Origin of the sequence: Microbacterium sp. SORGH_AS_0969, from assembly GCF_030818255.1 — a bacterium.
Classification (GTDB): Bacteria; Actinomycetota; Actinomycetes; order Actinomycetales; family Microbacteriaceae; genus Microbacterium.
Genome location: NZ_JAUTAG010000001.1, coordinates 673,583 through 693,712 on the forward strand (window position 1 = coordinate 673,583; position 20,130 = coordinate 693,712).

The window sequence follows — 20,130 nt, forward strand, 5'->3', positions numbered from 1 at the left end:
GGAATTCTCAAATGAAGATCGTGTCGCTGTGCTTCGACAAGCTCAGCAACCAGAGCTCAGATCTCGTCGATCGACGAGGACTCGAAGCGGCTGGAGATGTTGATGCCGAGCTCTTCCGCGGCGCGGAAGGCGTCGTCATCCGTGTCACGGAGGTTGACCGCGGTGCCGTCGGCCGAGAGGACCTCGACGTTCAGGCAGAGCGACTGCATTTCCTTCATGAGGACCTTGAACGACTCCGGGATGCCGGGCTCCTGGATGTTCTCGCCCTTGACGATCGCCTCGTAGACCTTGACGCGGCCGAGGATGTCGTCGGACTTGATCGTGAGGAGCTCCTGCAGCGCGTATGCCGCACCGTAGGCCTCGAGGGCCCACACCTCCATCTCACCGAAGCGCTGGCCACCGAACTGCGCCTTACCACCGAGCGGCTGCTGGGTGATCATCGAGTACGGGCCCGTCGAACGCGCGTGGATCTTGTCGTCGACCAGGTGGTGCAGCTTCAGGATGTACATGTAGCCGACCGAGATGGGCGCCGGGAAGGGCTCGCCGTAACGACCGTCGAACAGGATGGTCTTCCCGCTCGAGTCGATCAGACGCTGGCCGTCGCGGTTGGGGATCGTCGAGTCGAGCAGACCCGCGATCTCCTCCTCGAACGCACCGTCGAACACCGGGGTCGCGACCTTGGTGCCGGGAGCGGCCTCGCGAGCCTGCTCGGGCAGGTGCGCCGCCCACTCGGGCGTGCCCTCGACCTTCCACCCCTGCTGGGCGATCCAGCCGAGGTGGAGCTCCAGGACCTGACCGAAGTTCATTCGACCGGGGATACCGAGCGGGTTCAGCACGACGTCGACGGGGGTGCCGTCGGCGAGGAAGGGCATGTCCTCGATCGGAAGGATCTTGGCGATGACACCCTTGTTGCCGTGGCGGCCGGCGAGCTTGTCGCCCTCGGTGATCTTGCGCTTCTGGGCGATGTAGACCACGACGCGGCGGTTGACGCCCGAGCCGAGCTCGTCGTCTCCGTCTTCGGCGTTGAACTCCTTGACGGCGATGATCGTGCCCTGCTCACCGTGGGGCACCTTCAGCGAGGTGTCACGGACTTCGCGGCTCTTCTCGTTGAAGATCGCGCGGAGCAGACGCTCTTCGGCGCTGAGCTCGGTCTCGCCCTTGGGCGTGACCTTGCCGACGAGGATGTCGCCGGGGCGGACCTCGGCACCGATGCGGACGATGCCGCGCTCGTCGAGGTCCTTCAGCAGGTCGGGGCTGACGTTGGGGAGATCACGCGTGATCTCTTCCTTGCCGAGCTTCGTGTCGCGGGCGTCGACCTCGTACTCCTCGATGTGGATCGAGGAGAGCGTGTCGTCCTTCACCAGGTCCTGGCTCAGGATGATCGCGTCTTCGAAGTTGTGACCCTCCCACGTCATGAACGCCACGAGGAGGTTCTTGCCGAGGGCGAGCTCGCCGTTCTCGGTGGCGGGGCCGTCGGCGATGACCTCGCCGGCCTCGACACGCTCGCCGGCGGAGACGACCACACGCTGGTTGTACGACGTGCCCTGGTTGGAGCGGTCGAACTTGCGGAGGAAGTAGTCCTGCGTGCCGCCCTCGTCGAGCTGCACGGTCACGACGTCGGCCGAGACCTCGAGGACCACACCGGACTTCTCGGCGGTCACGACGTCACCGGCGTCGATCGCGGCGAAGCCCTCCATACCGGTACCGACCACGGGCGACTCGCTGCGCACGAGCGGCACGGCCTGGCGCTGCATGTTCGCACCCATGAGGGCGCGGTTGGCGTCGTCGTGCTCGAGGAAGGGGATGAGCGAGGTCGCCACCGACACCATCTGGCGCGGCGAGACGTCCATGTAGCCGATCTCCTCCACCGGGAAGAGGTCGACCTCGCCACCCTGACCACGGCGGGCCAGGATGCGGTCCTCGACGAAGTGGCCGTCGGCCTTGAGGGCGACACCGGCCTGGGCGACGATGTGGTCGCTCTCTTCGCTGGCCGTGAGGTAGTCGATCGTGTCGGTCACGCGACCGTCGACGACGCGGCGGTACGGCGTCTCGATGAAGCCGAACGCGTTGATGCGCGCGAACGAGGCGAGCGAACCGATCAGACCGATGTTCGGGCCTTCGGGCGTCTCGATGGGGCACATGCGGCCGTAGTGCGAGGGGTGGACGTCACGGACCTCGACGCCGGCACGCTCACGCGACAGACCACCGGGGCCCAGCGCCGACAGGCGACGCTTGTGGGTCAGACCCGCGAGCGGGTTGTTCTGGTCCATGAACTGCGACAGCTGCGAGGTTCCGAAGAACTCCTTGATCGCGGCGACGACGGGGCGCACGTTGATCAGGGTCTGCGGCGTGATCGCCTCGATGTCCTGCGTGGTCATGCGCTCGCGGACGACGCGCTCCATGCGCGACAGACCGGTGCGGACCTGGTTCTGGATGAGCTCGCCGACCGCGCGGATACGACGGTTGCCGAAGTTGTCGATGTCGTCGGTGTCGAGACGGATCTCGGCGGGCTTGCCGCCGCGCACGCCGTCGAACGACACGTCGCCGCGGTGCAGGCGGACGAGGTACTTGATCGTCGCGACGATGTCGTCGACGGTCAGCACCGAGTCGCTGAGCGGCTTGTCGAGGCCGAGCTTCTGGTTGATCTTGTAGCGACCCACCTTGGCCAGGTCGTAGCGCTTGGCGTTGAAGTAGAAGTTGTCGAGGAGCGCGCGCGCAGCCTCGGCGGCCACCTGCTCGCCCGGACGGAGCTTGCGGTAGATGTCGCGGAGGGCGTCTTCCTTCGTGAGGATCGTGTCCTTGGACAGCGTCTCTTCGATGGAGTCGAAGCCGGCGAACTCGGCGAGGATGTCTTCGCTGGTCAGGCCGAGGGCCTTGAGGAAGACGGTGACCGACTGCTTGCGCTTGCGGTCGATGCGGACGCCGACCTGGTCGCGCTTGTCGATCTCGAACTCGAGCCAGGCACCGCGCGAGGGGATGACGCGCGCCGACACGATGTCCTTGTCGGACGTCTTGTCGGGGGTCTTGTCGAAGTAGACACCGGGCGAGCGCACGAGCTGCGACACCACGACACGCTCGGTGCCGTTGATGATGAACGTGCCCTTGTCGGTCTGGAGCGGGAAGTCGCCCATGAAGACCGTCTGCGTCTTGATCTCACCGGTCTGGTGGTTCATGAACTCGGCCTCGACGTACAGCGGGGCGGCGTAGGTCTTGCCGCGCTCCTTGCACTCTTCGATCGAGTACTTCTCGGGCTCGAGGTAGGGGTTGGTGAACGAGAGCTGCATCGTCTCGCTGAGGTCTTCGATCGGCGAGATCTCTTCGAAGATCTCCTCCAGACCGCTGATCTCGGGCACGTCGGTGCGGCCTTCGGCCTGCGCCTCGGCGACGCGGGCCTTCCATGCGTCGTTACCGACGAGCCAATCGAACGACTCGGTCTGCAGTGCGAGCAGATCGGGAACGGTCAGCTTGTCGGAGATCTTCGCGAACGAGAGGCGAGATGCGCCGCGTCCGCTCTTCGGGGTGGTGGTGGATGCGTTGCTCGCAGCAGCCAAGGGAATAACCTCCAGAAGCCCGGGCGAGGGGCTCGTGATTCCTTGTCGTCAGGTGGAGTGCGTTCCTGCCCCGATAACCTGCTCGTCACACACCGCGGTGAAGCGGGGACGGACAGGCTCAGCCGACCACCATATGAGGGCAGGGGGAATCGAGGAGCGCAAAGTCCAAGCATACGCGGGAGGACTCGCCGTGTCCAGTCGAATTCTTGACGCGTTTGCGGACCTGCGGTATAACCGCGCACGCCCGTCGAGCATTCCCCCCGGGGAGGACGTCAGACGCGCCGGAATCGCACGCGATCGCCGGGCCTCACCTGCGCGAGCGCGTCGAGCGTGGCATCCGTTACCACGGCGATCACGGGGTATCCCCCGGTGACCGGACCGTCGGCCAGCAGCACGACCGGGCGTCCGTGCGGCGGAACCTGGATCGCGCCCGGACGCATGCCCTCGCTCGGCAGCTCGCCGGGGCGGAGGCGCTCGAGCTCGGGCCCGTCGAGACGGATGCCGACACGATCGGCGTGGGTCGACACCTCCCATTCCGTGTCGACGAGCGTTTCTTGCGCCCCGGGGGCGAACCAGTCCGCGCGCGGTCCCGCGGCGATGTTCACCTCGACAAGCGTCGGCGGGACGGACCAAGGGAAGAAGTCGAGAACGGGGATCGCGGATGCCGGGGTCTCGGCGCCCATGACATCCCCGGCGCGCACGGGGGCGGGTCCGAGACCGGCGAGCACGTCGCTCGCGCGCGAGCCGAGGGCGAGGGGCGCGAGGACACCGCCGCGCAGGGCGAGGAAGGAGCGCAGGCCGGCGAGAACGGGCCCGATGGAGATCTCGGCGCCCGCGGGGACCCGGACGGGGGCGTAGAGATCGCGCGCCCGACCGTCGACGCGCAGGTCGGTGAGAGCGCCCGTCACGCACACCCACGTGTCGGCTTCGGCCCGCGCGCGGAAGCCGCCGAGCGCGATCTCGAGACCCGCGGCCCCCTCGGCGTTGCCGACCAGGCGATTGGCGATGCGGAGTGCGGTCCGGTCGAGCGCGCCCGAGCGCGCGACGCCGAGGGCCGCGAGATGCGGACGTCCCAGATCCTGGACGGTGGTGAAGCCGCCGGAGTCGAGAACATGCAGCGCCGGGGCCGGGGCGAGCGCGGTGGCGGGACGGGAGGAGATTCCGGCGCGGGAGGAGGAGTCCGCGCCATCCGGTCCTCCGCTGCGCAGATCCCCTCCGCTCTCGGCACCGGCGAGGGGCCGGGGCCCCTCGACAGGCTCAGGCGGCTCGGGGGAGCCCCCGTCCGCGCGAGGCTCGGCCTCGGAGACTCGGGCGGCCTCGATGCGGGCGGGCTGCGGGACGAAACGCACGCGGGCGCGCGGGGGAAGCAGCACCGGGTCGGCGGCATCCGGATCGAAGAGGACCGCATCGGTCGTCCCGATGAGCCTCCACCCGCCGGGGGTCTCGCGCGGATACGCGCCGCTGAAGCCACCGGCCAGACCCACCGCACCCGCGGGTACACGCGTGCGCGGTTGGGCGAGCCGCGGCACGTCGAACGGCCAGTCCTCGCTCACCAGATAGGCGAAGCCCGGGGCGAAGCCGGTGAAGGCCACCGTCCACGGGGCGGCGGAATGCCGGGTGATGAGCTCGTCGACGCGGATGCCGAGCGAGGCGGCTGTGGAGGTGAGATCGGCGCCGTCGTACCGCAGCGGAACCTCGACGAGGGGGCCGGAGGGGGTGGCATCCGGAGCCGTCCGAGAAGCCGCGTGGATCCAGGCGCGGACGGCATCGAGCGAGATGCGACGCGGGTCGAAGGCGACCAGAACGGTGCGGGCGGCGGGGACGAGGTCGTCGATGCCCGCGGGCGGATCCGCGGCGAGCGCGGCGTGCAGCGCCAGGACGGCGGCGAGGTCCGCGACCTCGGCGAGGACGGCGCGCTCCCCCATCGGCCGCAGCGTCACCACGGTGCGCGCACCTCGACGCCCGCGGCGTCCAGGGCGGCACGGACGGCGCGGGCCATCGCGACCGCCGACGGGGTGTCGCCGTGCAGGCAGAGCGAGGCAGCGGCGACGGCGATGCGATCACCGTCGACCGTCTCGACCTCGCCCTCGCGCACGAGCCGCACCGCGCGCGCGGCGACGCGGGCCGGATCCTCGACGAGGTCGCCGGGTTCGCCGCGTGGGACGAGTCCGCCGTCCGCGGTGTAGCCGCGATCCAGGAAGGCCTCGTGCACGAAGGGAAGACCCGCGGATGCCGCGACCTCGGCGATCACGCCCGGAAGCCCGAGCACGGGGAGGGCACGACCGAGACGCGAGGACAGGTCGACGACGGCGTCGACGACCGCCCGCGCCTGCTCGGCATCGTCACGGACAGCGTGATAGAGCGCCCCGTGGGGCTTCACGTAACGAAGGTCGGCGCCGGCCGCCACGAGCGCGGCGAGCTGCGCGGCGACGCTCGTGCGGAGCGCCGCGACGGCGGGCTGGCGGCAGATACGGCCGAAGTTCTCCCGGTCCGCGTAGGAGGGGTGGGCGCCCACGGCGACGCCGAAGCGCGCGGCCCGCGCCACGGCTTCGCGCATCGACGCAGCATCACCCGCGTGACCGCCGCAGGCGACGTTCGCGCTCGAGATCACGGCGAACATCGCCTCGTCGTCGGCGGTCGGCATCCCGTCGACGGTCTCGCCGAGGTCGGCGTTGAGGTCCACGCGCATGCTGCCCACGGTAGCGCCGCACGGGCGTGGGCTCACCGGCAGTGCGGGTTCACGGCCCCTCAGCTTCGGGGCGCCGTTCCTTCATCGGCGCGGCCCGCGCGCGCCCCGAACGGCGGAAAGCGCCCCGAGCGGGGGACGCGCCCGGCCGGCACGCTCCCGACCCGCGGTCTGCCGGGGCGTGATCGCGCCGACGCGTTACGGCCGCGTGACGATGTGCGCCGGGGGGTGGGCAGACGGGGCCGGGCGGACGAGGATGGACGAATGACCTCCGATGTCGCCGGTCCCCCCGCTCCGGCATCCCCCCAGCCCCTTCTCTCGGTCCGTGATCTCGCGGTCGACTTCGCCACCATGGATGGCCCCGTGCGGGCCGTCGATGGGGTGAGCCTCGACATCCACGCGGGTGAGACCATCGCGATCGTCGGCGAGTCCGGCTCCGGCAAGTCGACGACCGCCATGGCGATCATCGGCCTGTTGGCATCCGGTGGTCGTGTGGCGCGCGGGCAAATCCTGCTCGACGGCGAAGACCTCACGACCTACGGCGAAGCGCGGATGCGCCAGGTGCGCGGGCGACAGATCGGCCTCGTCCCGCAGGACCCGATGTCGAACCTCAACCCGGTCGCGAGGATCGGGACGCAGGTGGCAGAGACGCTGCTCGCCCACGGGCTCGCCGACCGGTCGAGCGTGAAGGGCAGAGTCGTCGAGGCGCTCGAGGCCGCCGGCCTCCCAGACGCCGCGAAGCGGGCGGCGCAGTACCCGCACGAGTTCTCGGGCGGGATGCGGCAGCGCGCCCTCATCGCGATCGGCCTCGCGTGCCGACCGCGCCTGCTCATCGCGGACGAGCCGACCAGCGCCCTCGATGTCACCGTGCAGCAGACGATCCTCGACCAGATCGACAAGCAGACGGACGAGCTCGGCGCGGCCGTGCTGCTGATCACGCACGACCTCGGGCTCGCCGCCGAGCGGGCATCGAGAGTCGTCGTGATGCACCGCGGACGGGTCGTGGAGCAGGGCCCGGCGCGGCAGATCCTGGAGAACCCGCAGCACTCCTATACGAAGTCGCTCGTGGCTGCGGCGCCGTCGGTGGCGGCGGTGCGCCTGCGGCCGGAGGACTTCCGCGGCGACCGGGCGGTCGAGACCCGAGACGACATCGTCGAGATCGAAGGGCTCACCAAGGTCTACCCCGTGCGTGGTCGCGGCGACGACTTCCGCGCCGTCGACGACGTCTCGCTGTCGATCCCCCGCGGCCAGACGGTCGCGATCGTGGGCGAGTCGGGATCGGGCAAGACCACCACGGCCCGCATGCTGCTGAAGGTCGTCGAGCCCACGAGCGGCTCGATCCGCTTCGACGGACAGGACGTATCGGCGCTGAAGGGCGAGGCGCTCCGGCAGTTCCGCCAGAGAGTGCAGCCGATCTTCCAGGACCCCTACTCGAGCCTGAACCCCATGTTCACGGTCGAACGGATCGTGGAGGAACCCCTCTCCTTCTACAAGCGCGGGTCGAAGGCCGACCGTTCGAAGCGCGTGCGCCAGTTGATGGATGACGTGGCTCTGCCGGCATCCATGCTCCGCCGCTACCCCTCGGAGCTGTCGGGCGGGCAGCGGCAGCGCGTCGCGATCGCCCGTGCCCTCGCGCTGTCGCCCGAGCTGATCGTGTGCGACGAGCCGGTGTCGGCGCTCGACGTGCTCGTGCAGGCCCAGATCCTCGAGCTGCTGGGCGACCTTCAGCGCGAATACGGGCTGAGCTACCTCTTCATCTCGCACGACCTCGCCGTGGTGCGCCTGATCAGCGACTACGTGTGCGTGATGAAGGACGGGCGCCTCGTGGAGGCGGCATCCAGCGAAGAGGTCTTCACGAATCCGCGCGATCCGTACACGCGGCGCCTGCTGTCGTCGATCCCGGGGAATGAGTTGGGGCTGGCCGGCTGAGGCGCGGCTCTGGTGTCTCCGTTCTGGCGATGCATGTCCCACTTTGTGCGAGATTCCAGGGCGATTCCTGCACAAAGTGGGACACCGCTACCTCGGTGAGCAGCCCACCACACGGCATGTCCCACTTTGTGCGAGATCACCGCACCATTCCTGCACAAAGTGGGACACCCCGGCGGCTGCGGGGTACCCGTCCCACGGCACGTCCCACCCCGCCCCGGGGCATGTCCCACATTGTGCGAGATCACCCCGCGAATTCTGCACAAAGTGGGACATGGATGCCGCGGCGCCGACGCCGCGGCCCCGACCCGCGCGAGCGGGCCGGGGCCGGAACAGCCGGGCGAGGCGCTACCGCGCGCGGGTGCGCGGGTCCATCGCCTCGCGGAGGGACTCGCCGAGGAGAGTGAAGCCCAGGGCCGTGACGGCGATGCAGATGCCGGGGAGGAACGCCAGCCACGGGGCGATCGCCAGCTCGGCCTGCGCGTAGGTGAGCATGCGGCCCCACTCGGCGGTCTGCGGGAGACCGCCGCCGAGGCCCAGGAACGACAGCGCGGCGGCGTCGATCACAGCGGTCGCGAGCGTCAGGGTGCCCTGCACGATGACCGGGCCGACGCTGTTGGGCAGCACGTGCGTCATCGTGATGGTCCGGCGGCTGAGGCCGAGGGTCTGCGCCGAGAGCACGTAGTCGGCGCCACGTTGCTGCAGCATCGATGCCCTCAGAAGGCGCGCGAACACCGGCACCTGCGACGCGCCGATGGCGATCATGATCGCGAGCTGGCTCTGGCCGAGGATTGCGGCGATCGAGACGGCGAGCAGCAGGTTCGGCACCGACAGGAGGATGTCGACGAACCGCATCACGAGCGCGTCGACCCAGCCACCGAACATCCCCGCCAGCAATCCGAGCGCCATTCCGCCCAGAAGACCCAGGGCCGTGGAGATCACCCCGATCTGCAGGGACGCCTGGGCGCCCCAGATGAGCTTGGACAGCACATCGCCGCCGAACCGGTCGAGGCCGAGGGGGAACTCCGCCATCTCGCCCGGGCCGGGGATGTCGGTCGGGGTGATGAAGCGCTGGCCCGGCAGCGACTCGGCCGGGTACGGCGCGAGCAGCGGTGCGAGAGCCGCCACCAGGAGGAATGCCAGCACGATGATCGCGCCGATCCAGGCGACCGGGCTGCGGCGGATCCGCTGGAACACGTCGTGCCAGAAACCGCCGCGCGCCTGGGCGGCGAGCAGCTGCGCATCGACCACCGCGTTGTCGTCGACGGGGCCGCCGCTGGGGGCGGGAGGGAGGATCGAAGAGCTCACTGGACTCTCACTCTCGGGTCGATGACGCTGTACGACAGGTCGACCAGCAGGTTGATGAGGGCGTACGCGATCGCGATGAAGATGATGAAGCCCTGCAGCACCGGGAAGTCGCGCGTGAAGATCGCCCGCGCGAGGAACTGCCCGATGCCGGGGAAGGCGAACACCGTCTCGGTGAGCACCGCGCCGGAGATGAGCAGGCCCGCCTGCAGTCCCACCGTCGTGATGACGGGGAGCATCGCGTTGCGCAGGATGAAGCGGTTGCGCAGCGTCCCGGTGCCGATGCCCTTCGCGCGGCCCGTGCGCACGTAGTCGGCATTCTGCACCTCGAGCACCGAGGCGCGCGTGATGCGCACGATGATCGCGAGCGGGATGGTGCCGAGCGCGATCGCGGGCAGGATCAGGTGGAGGATGGCATCCCACGACGCGTCGAACTCGCCCGTGATCAGGCCGTCGAACACGTACAGGTTCGTGTAGTGCGTCGCGTCGATGCGCGGGTTCTGCCGGCCGTCGGAGGGCAGCCAGCCCAACTGGACGGCGAAGACGTACTTGAGGATGAACGCCAGGAAGAACACCGGGATCGTGATGCCGATGAGGCTCAGCACGACCGCGGTGTGGTCCCAGATCTTGCCGTGGCGACGAGCGGCCCAGTATCCGAGGGGGATGCCGATGCCCACGGCCACGATGAGCGCGGCGATCGAGAGCTCGAGGGTGGCCGGGAAGCGCCGGACGAACTCCTCCAGCACGGGGCGGCCCGTCTGGATCGAGGAGCCGAAGTCGCCGGTGAGGAGCCGCCCGAGCCAGGTGAAGTACTGCACGTACAGCGGCTCGTTGAAGCCGTACAGCTCGTTGATGCGCTCGACGGCCTCGGGAGTCGCGCGCTCGCCGAGAAGGGCGACGGCCGGGCCGCCGGGAAGCGCGCGGACCCAGGCGAAGAGCAGGATCGAGAGGCCGAACAGGGTCGGGATGAGCAGGAGCAGGCGTCTGCCGATGGTGCGGAGCACGGGTTCTCACAGGGTGTCGGGAGCGGGGGGACGCGGGATGCCGCCGGCCCGGCCGTCCGAGACGGCGCCGGGGCGGCGGCATCCGTGAGCCGTGGGCCCCTACTCCCTCGAGGGGGACGGAGCCCACGGCATCCGGATCACTCGGTGAGTTCGATCTCGTTGTAGACCTCGTCCTGCACGGGGCTGGCCGGGTACGACTTCACGCGCTTCGCGAAGGCGAGCGTCGGCACCGGGTTCGCGAGCGGGACACCGGGCAGGAACTGCGCGATCTGCTCGTTCACCGCCTGGTACGCGGGGTCCTGCTCGGCCTCGGTCGCGATGCCGCGGGCCGAGGTGAGTGCCGAGAAGAGCTCGGCGTTGTCGAAGCCCCACTCGTTCGACTTCCCGCCGAAGAACGTGCCCACGAAGTTGTCGGGGTCGTTGTAGTCGCCGGTCCAACCGAGCAGGTGGATGCCGTGCTCGCTGCCGCCCTGGATGAGGTCGAGGTACTCGCCCCACTCGTTCGACACCGGGTTGACGACGATCCCCACCGCCTGCAGCTGCGACTGCAGGTTGGTGAAGATCTGCTCGGGGTTCGGCATGTACGGACGCGAGATGTTGACCGGGTAATTGAAGGTCAGGGTCAACGGGTTCGCCTCGGTGAAGCCGGCCTCGGCGAGGAGGGCCTTGGCGGCCTCCTGGTCGAAGTCGTACGTCGTGACTCCGGAGTTGAAGCCGATGACACTCTCGGGCATGAACTGGGATGCCACGGTGGTGCCCTCGGGCAGCACCTGGGTCACCAGCTGCTCCTTGTCGATGGCGTGGGCGATGGCCTGGCGCACGCGGATGTCGGCGAGCGCGGGGTCGGCCTGATTCATCCCGAGGTAGAGGATGTTGAACGGGTCGCGGTTGGTGAGCATGTAGCCCGCGCTCTCGAGCGCACCGAGATCGGCCGGCGCGACGAGGTCGTAGCCGTCGATCGAGCCGGACTCGAGAGCCTGACGCCGTGCGGTGGTGTCGCCGATCACGCGGAAGATGACCTGCTGCACCTGGCCCTGCTCGCCCCAGTACCCGTCGAACGCGGTGACGGTCGCTTCGGCACCCGGCTCCCACGAGTCGAACCGGAACGGGCCGGTACCGGTGGGGTGCGCCTGGGCGTACTCGCTGAGCGTCGGCGCCTCGGACGTGCCGCCGACCTCGTCGGCCTGGTACTCCTGCAGGGCAGTGGGGCTCTGGATCGCGAAGGCGGGGAGCGAGAGCGCCGGGATGAAGCCGGCGAACGGCTCGGTCAGTGTGATCGTGACCTCGGTCGGGCTGGTCGCTTCGCAGCCCCCGTAGATGGAGGTGCCCGTGTCGGCGTAGCCGCGCATGATCTTGCCCCAGTAGTAGGACAGGCTCTCGGACTGCGCGATGCCGGTGAAGTTGTTCTGCCGGTCGAAGTTGAAGCAGACCGCGTCGGCGTTGAAGTCGGTGTCGTCGTGGAACTTCACGCCCTCTTTGAGCTGGAAGGTGTACGAGAGCCCGTCGTCGGACTGCGTCCAGCTCTCGGCGAGCATGGGCGCGGGGTCGGCCGTCCCCGACTCGACGCCGACGAGTCCCTCGAAGATCTGCCGCGAGATGCGGAACGACTCGCCGTCGCTCGCGAACGCGGGGTCGAGGCTCGACGGATCGCCCGAGGCGCCGAAGACGAAGGTGGAGTCGACGTCGCCGCCGGCATTGCCGCCGCCGTTGTCGTCGCGCTGGCTCGTGCAGCCCGAGAGGGCGAGCGCACCGATGGCGATGATCGCGCCTCCCGCGAGCACGCGGGTACGGAGATTTCCTTGCATTTTTTGTTGTGACCTTCCGGGGGGAGGAAAGGAGGAGCCCGACGGCGCTGTCACTTCGTCGTGCCGCGCTCCGCTTGCTGTTCCCCCGACCGTACAGGTCTCCCCGGCCGCTGCCCATTGCCCGTGTGTATCGATCGTGTTTCGGGTCGGCGGGCAGGATGCCACAGCGAAACGGCGCGGAACACCCACTTCGCGCAGCCCGGCGACGTGCGGCGCAGCGATTCGCTCACCAACGCGCGCGCCCGCCGCCTCCGCGGGCGGCACGGCGGCATCCGGAGCGCCCGGACCCGAGGGCCTAACGTGGAGGAATGGCTCGAATGCGCATCGAACCCGACGACGCCCCCACCGCACGACTGTCGGACGGCTCGATCGCGCGCGTCTCGCCGTCGGGCTTCGTCTCGGGCTTCGAGCTCGTGGTCGACGGCACCCCGCAGTCGCACGTCGACCTCGACGACCCCACGCACCTGCACTTCGAGTACATCGCCCGCATGGGCGCGGTCATCGATCGACTCCGGATGCCGGGACAACCGCTGACCGCTGTGCACCTGGGTGCGGGGGCCCTGACCCTCCCCCGGTACGTCGAAGCCACACGGCCGGGCTCGCGGCAGCAGGTGATCGAGCTCGAGCCGAAGCTGTGGGACCTCGTTCGCGAGAACCTCCCCCTCCCCCGCGGAGCCGCGGTGCGCGTGCGGATCGGTGACGCGCGCGCGGGCCTCTCGCGGCTTCCCGCCGGCCTCACCGGCGCCGTGGATCTCCTCGTCAGCGACGTGTACTCGGGGGCGCAGACGCCCGCGCACCTGACGACGGTGGAGTTCTATCGCGAGGCCGCACGCCTGCTCGCACCCGATGGCGTACTCCTCGTCAACGTCTCCGACGGCCCCGGCCTCGCGTTCGCGCGACGTCAGGTCGCGACGGTGCGCGAGGTGCTCCCCGAGGTGATCCTCCTCGCCGAGGTGCAGGTGCTGAAGGGCCGCCGGTTCGGCAACCTCGTGATCGCCGCCTCGGCGGCTCGCCTTCCCGTCGAGTGGCTGCCGCGACTCATGGCCGCCGGCCCGCACCCCGCGAAGGTGTCACAGGGGGCCGAGATCGAGGAGTTCGTCCGCGGTGCGCGTCCGGCGACGGATGCCGACGCCACACCGTCTCCCAAGCCCTCGGCATCCCTCTTCGAACGCTGACCGCGTGGCGGTCTTCGAATGCTGACCGCGTCACGGTCTTCGAACGCTGACCGCGTGGCGGCTGGGCACATCGGCGTTCTCGACGCAGACTGGAGACCATCGGCCATTCGGGAGGAGCGACGGTGAGCTATATCCGCGGGTATGACCCCGACACATTGCGCGAGATCACTGACTCTCGTGAGTGCGCGGAGCGTCTCGACGAGATCGGCTCGCAGCGCAGCCTCCCCGCCCTGCTCGAGCGCGTGTGGCTCCTCAAGGTTCTCGACCGCTTCGACGAGGCCCTCGCGATCTCGGAGCAGTCGGTGCGCGTCGCCCGCATGGCAGGCACCCGCCGCGACCTTCTGCGCGCCCGCATCCTGCACGCGACGATCATGCAGTGCCGCGGCGCCTATGCCGCCGCCGAGCAGGAGCTGACGATGTGCGCCGAGGAAGCCGAGGGGCAGAACTGGGCGAGCATCGCCGCCTTCGCCCTGCAGCACCGCGGCAAGGTGCACTACGACGAGGGCGACTACGACAGCGCCCGTCGCGACTTCAAGCGTGCCCTGTTCCTCCGTCAGAACGCCGGGGCCACCGACGCCCAGCTCGAGTCGACGCTCCTCGCGATCGATGCCGCCGACCGCCGTCGTTCGCGCGAGGTCGTCGCGAGCTGAATGTCGTAGCCCCCGCTTAGTCTTCCGGTCATGTCCGAACTGCAGCGCGTGCGCACCTGGGCAGAGGCGCTGATCGCCCTGCACCTCGACGCGTCATGGACGTTCGGCTTCGACAACGCCAAGCGTCGCGCGGGTCTCTGCGACTACAGCCGCAAGCGCATCAGCGTGTCGCGCTACCTCGCCGCACGCTACGACGACGACACCAACCACCAGACGCTGCTGCACGAGGTCGCGCACGCCATCGCGGGCGGCGCGGCCGGGCACGGTCCGGTGTGGAAGCGCACCGCCCGAGAGCTCGGCTACGTCGGCGGAACGACCCACGCCGGCGAGACCGCCAACGAACTCGCCCCCTGGGTCGGCACGTGCCCCGCGGGCCACGTCGCCTACCGCCACCGCCGCGCGACGCGGCCGACGTCGTGCGCGAAATGCGCACCGCACTTCGACCCGCGCTTCGCGCTGTCGTGGGTCCGGCGCGACATCAGCCGCGCGACGCGCCTGGCGGCGGCGACGCCGCGCTGACGCGCATCGCGGATTCGGACCTGCGTCGCAGATTCGGACGAGATCCCGCGCTTCATCCGAATCCACGCACTATCTCCGAATCCACGCCACAACACGCCGCATCGGAGACGGCGCGGCCCCGGCCCGCGCGCAAGACCGCACCGGCCCGCCACAGGATCTGCGGGCGCGCCCGGTTCGCCAGGCGTCGCAGATTCGGACCTGCGTCGCAGATTCGGACGAGATCCCGCGCCTGATCCGAATCCGTGCACCATCTCCGAATCCGCGCCACCACACGCGGGCCGGGGCCCGGGCGCTTCAGCCCGCGCGGAACCCGCCGTCGATGAGGGTGGGGACGACGGATGCCGCGTCGCGCGCGGCCGCGGCCTGCACCACATCCGCGCGCCCGGCGTCGGTCAGCGACCGACCCGTGCCGCTCGCCGAGAGAAGATGACGGGCCGCACCGCGGAGAGCGCGATACCCCTCGCCCGCGAGGGCCGCGTCGGGCGAGGCGTGGTCGATGCCGAGGTCGCCGAGCGCGGCGATCACGGCCCCTGACCCCAGGAGGTCATCGACCGCGAAGCGGAGGGTCTCGGCATCCGGACCGTCGGGGTACCCGACCGCGATGAGGGCGATGCTCGTCCGCGCTGCCCGCGCCGTCTGGATCTCGAGCACGCGGTCGGCCACGGCACGTGCGTTCCGGATGCCGCCGACGAGAACGTCCGCGGCGTCTCGGGCCGCGGCGCGCACCAGCGCGGCGGTCGGGAGCCCCTCGACGGGCAAGATGTCCCCCGCCTCGATGGCGGCGAGCGCGTCGGCCGAGAGGCCGAGTGTCTGCACCAGGATCACCACGTCGGCGGGGGCGAGGCGGCCGAGGCCCGGCAGGCCCCAGTCGAGACGCACCTGGTAGTTCGCTTGGGCGTGCGGGGTGGGGTCGTTCGGCATCCCCCGAGCCTAAGCCGGGTGCGCGCGCCCACCGCGTCAACCCGGGTGCCGCTCACCGGCGGTGCGGCAGAATTCGCTGCATGCGCATTCTGTTGAAGTTCGTGATCGATTGCGATCCGGATGCCGCGTGGCGAGCGCTCCACTCCCCGCGCGCCGTCGCGGAGCTGTACGGGCCGCTCCTCGACGTCGAAGCGCTCGGTGAGATGCCGACCTCGTTCTCATCCGGAGACGACGTCCCGGTGCAGATGAGCTTGGCCGGCGCCCTGCCCCTCGGGCGTCAGCTGATCTCGGTTGCCGATCGCGAGACCACGGACGGGAACGGTCGGGTGCGGGTGTTCCGCGACTGGGGGGTGCCGTTGACCGGTCCCCTCGCCGCCCTCGACGTCTGGGATCACCAGATGGCGGTATCGGCGGCTCCCGGTCAGCCCGGGCGGACGCTGTGGCGTGAGCGCCTCACGATCGGCGGATCCGCCGCCCCCGTGCTGTGGCCGGGACTGTGGGCGATGTGGCAGTGGCGCGAGGGCCGCATCCGGGCTCTCGCCCCGACCTGGGCCTACGACCCTGAGTCGAGCGACGACAACGCCTGACGTGGGCACGCGCCCGGACGCGCTGCCGCTCAGACCAGGCCGTGCCGATAGGCGAAGACGACCAACTGGACGCGGTCACGCAGCGCCAGTTTGGAGAGGATGCGGCTGATGTGCGTCTTGACCGTCGCCTCCGAGAGGAACTCCTGCGCCGCGATCTCGCTGTTGCTGAGGCCGCCCGCCGCGAGGACGAAGATCTCGCGTTCACGCTCGGTCAGGTCGCTGTAACTGTGCGGCACGGGCTCGGCGGTACCGTTCTCGGCGATGTGGGCGAAGAGTTCGCGGGTCGCCTCCGCCGCGATGACGGCTGAGCCGGCGTGGACCGTCCGGATGGCGGACAGGAGGAACTCGGGCTCGGAGTCCTTGAGAAGGAAGCCGCTGGCGCCGCCCTGGATCGCACGGGCGGCGGCCTCATCGAGGTCGAAGGTCGTGAGGACGACCACGCGTGGCGCGCCGGGCTCGCGGAGGATCTCCGCCGTCGCGGTGAGCCCGTCCATGACCGGCATGCGCACGTCCATGAGCACGAGATCGGGACGCATCGAGCGGACCATCTCGACGCCCTCACGACCATCGGACGCTTCGCCGACGACCTCGAGGTCGGGCTGCGAGTCGATCACCATCCGGATCCCGGCGCGGAACAGCGCCTGATCGTCGACGAGAACGATACGTACGGGGGTGGTGCTCACTCGGTCGGTTCCTCTCGGCTGTTGGTCGGGTACGGGGCTCACTGCGGCGCCCCGACGGGCAGCGTCGCTCGGACGACGAAGAAGCGCCCCTGCGGCTCAGCGGTCAAACGGCCACCGACGAGCTGCGCGCGCTCGCGCATCCCGATGAGACCGTGTCCGCCCGACGGCTGCGACGGGCCGTCCGCTCGGGCGTTACGGACCGTCAGTTCGACGCGATCGGGCAACCACCCGAGATGCACGTCGACGTGACGGTCGACGCCGTGGCGAAGCGCGTTCGTCAGAGCTTCCTGCAGGATGCGGTACACCGCGAGCTGGATCGCCGCCGGCGGTTCTCCGGGGGGCGCCGGATCGACATCGACCGAGAGTTCGACACCCGCGGCGCGCACGTGCGCGTACAGAGCGTCGAGATCGGTGAGCCGAGGCTGCGGCCCCTCCGCCTGCGTATGGCGCAGTTGAGTGAGCAGTTGACGCACGTCGGTCAAAGCGGCTCGAGCGGTCGTCGAGATCGTGGCGAGAGCCGCCGTGGCGGCGTCCGGGTCGGCGGCTGCGGCATACCGCGCCCCGTCCGCTTGCGCGATCACGACGGCCAGCGAGTGCGCGACGACATCGTGCATGTCGCGCGCGATGCGCACGCGCTGCTGCTCCGCGATGGTCTCGGCTTCGGCGAGGCGCTGGGCGCGACTGTTCTCCGCCGCGCGCATCGCCGTCCGCACCAGGGCTCCCGTCACCCACGCGAGCAGGAGCGCGAACGCCGCAGCCAGAAGAATGGCGAAGATCGCGAACACGTCGTTCGGCTGGACGGGCGACGTCAGCCTGCGGACGACCAGGTACAGCGTGACCAGGACGGCACCTGCGACGGCCGAGGCGAAGCCGGTCCAGAAGACCCGACGGGAACCGTAGGCCGCGGTCGTGTAGAGCACCGCGAAAATGGCCATGTCGGTCGGCGAAGGTTCTCGCCCCAGGCCCATCTGCAGGAGGGCACCCACCCAAGCCAGCGAGAGGGCGAGCCCGGGGTTCAATCGCCGCAGAGCGACGGCCCCGGTGAACGCGACGACCATGACGCTCACCCCGAGGTTCTCGAGGACAGAGGGTTCGGTCGACGCGAGTTCGAGCGCGAGAGCGAGCAGCCCGAAGAAGCCGGCGAGGACGAGGTCGGTCACCAGTTGGTATCGGCGCAGCGGGCGGAGGGAGAGCATCGCGGCAACGCTACAGACCCGCGAGGGAGGCAGCATCCGTCCCGGGATGTATTCGTGGACGCCCGGCCGGATTGCGCGTCTGGGGAGGAGAAGTCAGGCCGGGAAATCGGCCGGTTCGATCGGACGCGCCTCGAAGAAGGTCTGCAGGACGATCGTCGTGCGCGTGTTCACGTGCGCCGCCGCGCGGATGTCGCGGATCAGCTCCTCGAGGTCGCGCGGGGTCGGCACACGGACGAACAACATGTATGCCGCGTCTCCCGCGATCGAATGGCATGCCTCGATCGCGGTGAGGTGCGCCAGCAGCTCGGGCGCGTTGTCGGGCTGCGCGGGGTCGAGCGGCGTGATCTCGACGAAGGCCGCGAGAGGGCGGCCGAGCGCCTCGGCATCCAGGACGGGCCGATAACCCCTCACGATCCCGCGCGCTTCGAGCCGACGCAGTCGCGACTGCACGGCGGAGACGGACAGGCCGACCCGTTCCGACAGGTGCGACAGCGTCGCGCGCGCATCGAGGGAGATCTCGCGGACGATCGCCGCATCGACGGCGTCATCGAGGCGCGCGGGGCGGGCAGAAGCCTCGGTCATGGCGTCGACAGTATCAGGATGCCGCGACACTCCCCTGGCGCCATGCGTAAGTTTTCCGTTAGCATGACGGATCGACAGGAATATTTCCGCTGAACGGAGGATGCCATGACCATCGCGACGCCTTCCCGCGCCTCGCACGAGTTGCTCGACGGCCGCACCGTCGCCGAGGTCGAGCTCACTCCGGCGTGGGCGCAGCTGAAGAACGCGACCGTCGCACTGCAGGGTCTGCAGGCGAGCGACGGGTCGATCGCCGATGCGGCAGCCGCCGCCCCGCTCCTCGACGACATCGTCGAGGCGGTCGAGACTCTCGCGCCCCTCTTCCCGCACGACGCCGCCTACCTCGAAGCCTCGATCGCGGACTTCCAGCGCTGGCGCGACGCCGGGCTCGGCGTGCCCGATTTCCTCGACTCCCTCGTGGCCTTCCAGCCCCAGGAGCACCGGGTCGACGGCATCCGTCATCTCGTCATCTTCCCGATGTACACCCAGAACGGTTCGCGTGATCGGCACCTGGAGGCGGTCCTTGTCGAGGCCATCTGGCCCGACTTCATCGCCCGACTCGAGACCGAGTACACCAACCGGCTGTTCGTTTCGCTGCGCCTGATCGATTTCACCTCCGGATACGACACCAACTCGGCGGTCCTGTTCCCCGAGACGGTCGCGATGCGCGAGATCCCGACGTTCACGTGGGGCGCGATCTTCCAGGACCGCGAGGCCGCCCGCTACCGCCGCGTGACCCGCGCCGCCGCCGAGATCACGAAGCTCGAGCTTCCCGCGGCCGCCGCTCGCATGCTCGACGACCAGTCGCTCACCGAGCAGACGTTCGTCATGTGGGACCTCATCCACGACCGCACGCACATGCGCGGCGACCTTCCGTTCGATCCGTTCATGATCAAGCAGCGCATGCCGTTCTTCCTGTACTCGCTCGAGGAGCTGCGGTGCGACCTCACCGCGTTCCGCGAATGCGTCGCGTTGCAGGCCCGCCTGTCGGCTCGACAGGCTCAGGGACCGGAGCTGGATGCCGCGGAGCAGGCCATGCTCGAACACGCCGGGCTCGTGCAGTACGCGGTGATCTTCGACCGCATCTTCCGCTTCGCGATCACCGGGTCGCGGGTGCGCAACTACGACGGCCTCGGCGGCCAGTTGCTGTTCGCGTGGCTGCACCAGCGCCGCGTGCTGCACTGGACCGACACGTCGCTCGCCTTCGACTGGGACGAGGTACCCGCCGCGGTGATCGCCCTCGCGGACGCGATCGACGAGCTGTACTGGCGCTCCATCGACCGCCCGAAGACGGCGCACTGGCTCGCCGCCTACGACCTGGTGCGCTCGGTCGTCACCCCGCACCCCGCGTCGGTGTGGGCACGCGGTCTGCCCGACGACGTGCTCGCGGGTCTGCCGAAGGGGTACACCGACGCCGTGCTCGACGACGAGTTCCCGCTGTCGATGTTCTTCGAGGCGCTCGAGAAGAAGATGCGCCCCGTGATCGCCTCGACCGAGGGCATCCGCGGCACCGACTGAGGCGCCGCGCGCGCCCCGCGGCGGG

At 69.8% G+C, this 20,130-nt stretch carries 16 protein-coding genes; 6 read left to right on the plus strand and 10 right to left on the minus strand.

All coding sequences use genetic code 11. From position 1 onward, the window contains the following. Nucleotides 1–56: 56 nt before the first annotated feature. The 3 genes from rpoB to QE388_RS03125 form a co-directional block, all read right to left on the minus strand. A complete protein-coding gene (gene rpoB, locus QE388_RS03115; protein WP_275801742.1) occupies nucleotides 57–3,551 on the minus strand; it encodes a DNA-directed RNA polymerase subunit beta in 3,495 nt (1,164 codons plus the stop codon). A 272-nt stretch (nucleotides 3,552–3,823) separates the two neighbouring features. Beyond that, on the minus strand, nucleotides 3,824–5,494 hold the full coding sequence (locus tag QE388_RS03120) for an urea amidolyase family protein (RefSeq protein ID WP_307382857.1): 1,671 nt from the start codon (nucleotides 5,492–5,494) through the stop codon (nucleotides 3,824–3,826). After that, nucleotides 5,488–6,240, minus strand: a complete 753-nt coding sequence (locus QE388_RS03125; RefSeq protein ID WP_307382859.1) for a 5-oxoprolinase subunit PxpA — start codon at nucleotides 6,238–6,240, stop codon at nucleotides 5,488–5,490. Before QE388_RS03125 ends, QE388_RS03120 begins: the two co-directional genes overlap by 7 nt. A 261-nt stretch (nucleotides 6,241–6,501) precedes the next feature. Here QE388_RS03125 and QE388_RS03130 point away from each other — a divergent pair, with 261 nt between their 5' ends. Next, entirely contained in the window at nucleotides 6,502–8,166 is a 1,665-nt protein-coding gene (locus tag QE388_RS03130; protein ID WP_307382861.1) for an ABC transporter ATP-binding protein, read from the plus strand. A 345-nt stretch (nucleotides 8,167–8,511) separates the two neighbouring features. On the opposite strand, the gene QE388_RS03135 is transcribed toward QE388_RS03130, so the two are convergent. From QE388_RS03135 to QE388_RS03145, 3 genes are all read right to left on the minus strand, one after another. Then, entirely contained in the window at nucleotides 8,512–9,471 is a 960-nt protein-coding gene (locus QE388_RS03135) for an ABC transporter permease (RefSeq protein WP_058614107.1), read from the minus strand. Beyond that, a complete protein-coding gene (locus QE388_RS03140) occupies nucleotides 9,468–10,472 on the minus strand; it encodes an ABC transporter permease (protein WP_058596734.1) in 1,005 nt (334 codons plus the stop codon). Before QE388_RS03140 ends, QE388_RS03135 begins: the two co-directional genes overlap by 4 nt. 137 nt (nucleotides 10,473–10,609) lie before the next feature. Beyond that, nucleotides 10,610–12,277 carry an ABC transporter substrate-binding protein gene (locus QE388_RS03145; RefSeq protein WP_307382865.1) on the minus strand — a complete coding sequence of 556 codons (1,668 nt, stop codon included), beginning with the start codon at nucleotides 12,275–12,277 and terminating at the stop codon, nucleotides 10,610–10,612. Between the two features lie 308 nt (nucleotides 12,278–12,585). Here QE388_RS03145 and QE388_RS03150 point away from each other — a divergent pair, with 308 nt between their 5' ends. The 3 genes from QE388_RS03150 (at nucleotide 12,586) to QE388_RS03160 (ending at nucleotide 14,621) form a co-directional block, all read left to right on the plus strand. Further along, a complete protein-coding gene (locus tag QE388_RS03150; protein WP_275799219.1) occupies nucleotides 12,586–13,452 on the plus strand; it encodes a spermidine synthase in 867 nt (288 codons plus the stop codon). A 122-nt stretch (nucleotides 13,453–13,574) separates the two neighbouring features. Then, nucleotides 13,575–14,102 carry a tetratricopeptide repeat protein gene (locus QE388_RS03155; RefSeq protein ID WP_058596724.1) on the plus strand — a complete coding sequence of 176 codons (528 nt, stop codon included), beginning with the start codon at nucleotides 13,575–13,577 and terminating at the stop codon, nucleotides 14,100–14,102. Nucleotides 14,103–14,132: 30 nt separating this feature from the next. Continuing rightward, entirely contained in the window at nucleotides 14,133–14,621 is a 489-nt protein-coding gene (locus tag QE388_RS03160) for a SprT-like domain-containing protein (RefSeq protein ID WP_307382867.1), read from the plus strand. Nucleotides 14,622–14,915: 294 nt separating this feature from the next. Here QE388_RS03160 and QE388_RS03165 read toward each other — a convergent pair whose 3' ends face one another. After that, nucleotides 14,916–15,542 (minus strand): 2-phosphosulfolactate phosphatase, encoded by a 627-nt coding sequence (locus QE388_RS03165; protein ID WP_307382869.1) that lies wholly within the window; start codon nucleotides 15,540–15,542, stop codon nucleotides 14,916–14,918. An 80-nt stretch (nucleotides 15,543–15,622) separates the two neighbouring features. On the opposite strand from QE388_RS03165, the gene QE388_RS03170 reads away from it, so the two are divergent. Next, complete coding sequence (locus QE388_RS03170) at nucleotides 15,623–16,129, plus strand: hypothetical protein (RefSeq protein ID WP_307382870.1); 507 nt, start codon at nucleotides 15,623–15,625, stop codon at nucleotides 16,127–16,129. 29 nt (nucleotides 16,130–16,158) lie between these two features. Here the strand turns inward: QE388_RS03170 and QE388_RS03175 are convergent, their stop codons facing one another. From QE388_RS03175 to QE388_RS03185, 3 genes are all read right to left on the minus strand, one after another. Next, the gene (locus QE388_RS03175; protein ID WP_373426633.1) at nucleotides 16,159–16,746 is read right to left on the minus strand and encodes a response regulator; all 588 of its coding nucleotides are present in this window, start codon (nucleotides 16,744–16,746) and stop codon (nucleotides 16,159–16,161) included. Nucleotides 16,747–16,850: 104 nt separating this feature from the next. Then, entirely contained in the window at nucleotides 16,851–18,008 is a 1,158-nt protein-coding gene (locus QE388_RS03180) for a sensor histidine kinase (protein WP_275799207.1), read from the minus strand. 93 nt (nucleotides 18,009–18,101) lie between these two features. Then, nucleotides 18,102–18,590 carry an Lrp/AsnC family transcriptional regulator gene (locus QE388_RS03185; RefSeq protein WP_058596719.1) on the minus strand — a complete coding sequence of 163 codons (489 nt, stop codon included), beginning with the start codon at nucleotides 18,588–18,590 and terminating at the stop codon, nucleotides 18,102–18,104. A 105-nt stretch (nucleotides 18,591–18,695) separates the two neighbouring features. Here QE388_RS03185 and QE388_RS03190 point away from each other — a divergent pair, with 105 nt between their 5' ends. Continuing rightward, nucleotides 18,696–20,105 carry a DUF6421 family protein gene (locus tag QE388_RS03190; protein WP_307382874.1) on the plus strand — a complete coding sequence of 470 codons (1,410 nt, stop codon included), beginning with the start codon at nucleotides 18,696–18,698 and terminating at the stop codon, nucleotides 20,103–20,105. Nucleotides 20,106–20,130: the final 25 nt, after the last annotated feature.

Bases quoted from the DNA above. Each gene is read 5' to 3' on its own strand.
- QE388_RS03125 (WP_307382859.1), bottom strand. From the start codon at position 6,240: ATGCGCGTGGACCTCAACGCCGACCTCGGCGAGACCGTCGACGGGATG.
- QE388_RS03130 (WP_307382861.1), top strand. From the start codon at position 6,502: ATGACCTCCGATGTCGCCGGTCCCCCCGCTCCGGCATCCCCCCAGCCC.
- QE388_RS03145 (WP_307382865.1), bottom strand. From the start codon at position 12,277: ATGCAAGGAAATCTCCGTACCCGCGTGCTCGCGGGAGGCGCGATCATC.
- QE388_RS03150 (WP_275799219.1), top strand. From the start codon at position 12,586: ATGGCTCGAATGCGCATCGAACCCGACGACGCCCCCACCGCACGACTG.
- QE388_RS03160 (WP_307382867.1), top strand. From the start codon at position 14,133: ATGTCCGAACTGCAGCGCGTGCGCACCTGGGCAGAGGCGCTGATCGCC.
- QE388_RS03165 (WP_307382869.1), bottom strand. From the start codon at position 15,542: ATGCCGAACGACCCCACCCCGCACGCCCAAGCGAACTACCAGGTGCGT.
- QE388_RS03170 (WP_307382870.1), top strand. From the start codon at position 15,623: ATGCGCATTCTGTTGAAGTTCGTGATCGATTGCGATCCGGATGCCGCG.
- QE388_RS03175 (WP_373426633.1), bottom strand. From the start codon at position 16,746: ATGGTGATCGACTCGCAGCCCGACCTCGAGGTCGTCGGCGAAGCGTCC.
- QE388_RS03180 (WP_275799207.1), bottom strand. From the start codon at position 18,008: ATGCTCTCCCTCCGCCCGCTGCGCCGATACCAACTGGTGACCGACCTC.
- QE388_RS03185 (WP_058596719.1), bottom strand. From the start codon at position 18,590: ATGACCGAGGCTTCTGCCCGCCCCGCGCGCCTCGATGACGCCGTCGAT.
- QE388_RS03190 (WP_307382874.1), top strand. From the start codon at position 18,696: ATGACCATCGCGACGCCTTCCCGCGCCTCGCACGAGTTGCTCGACGGC.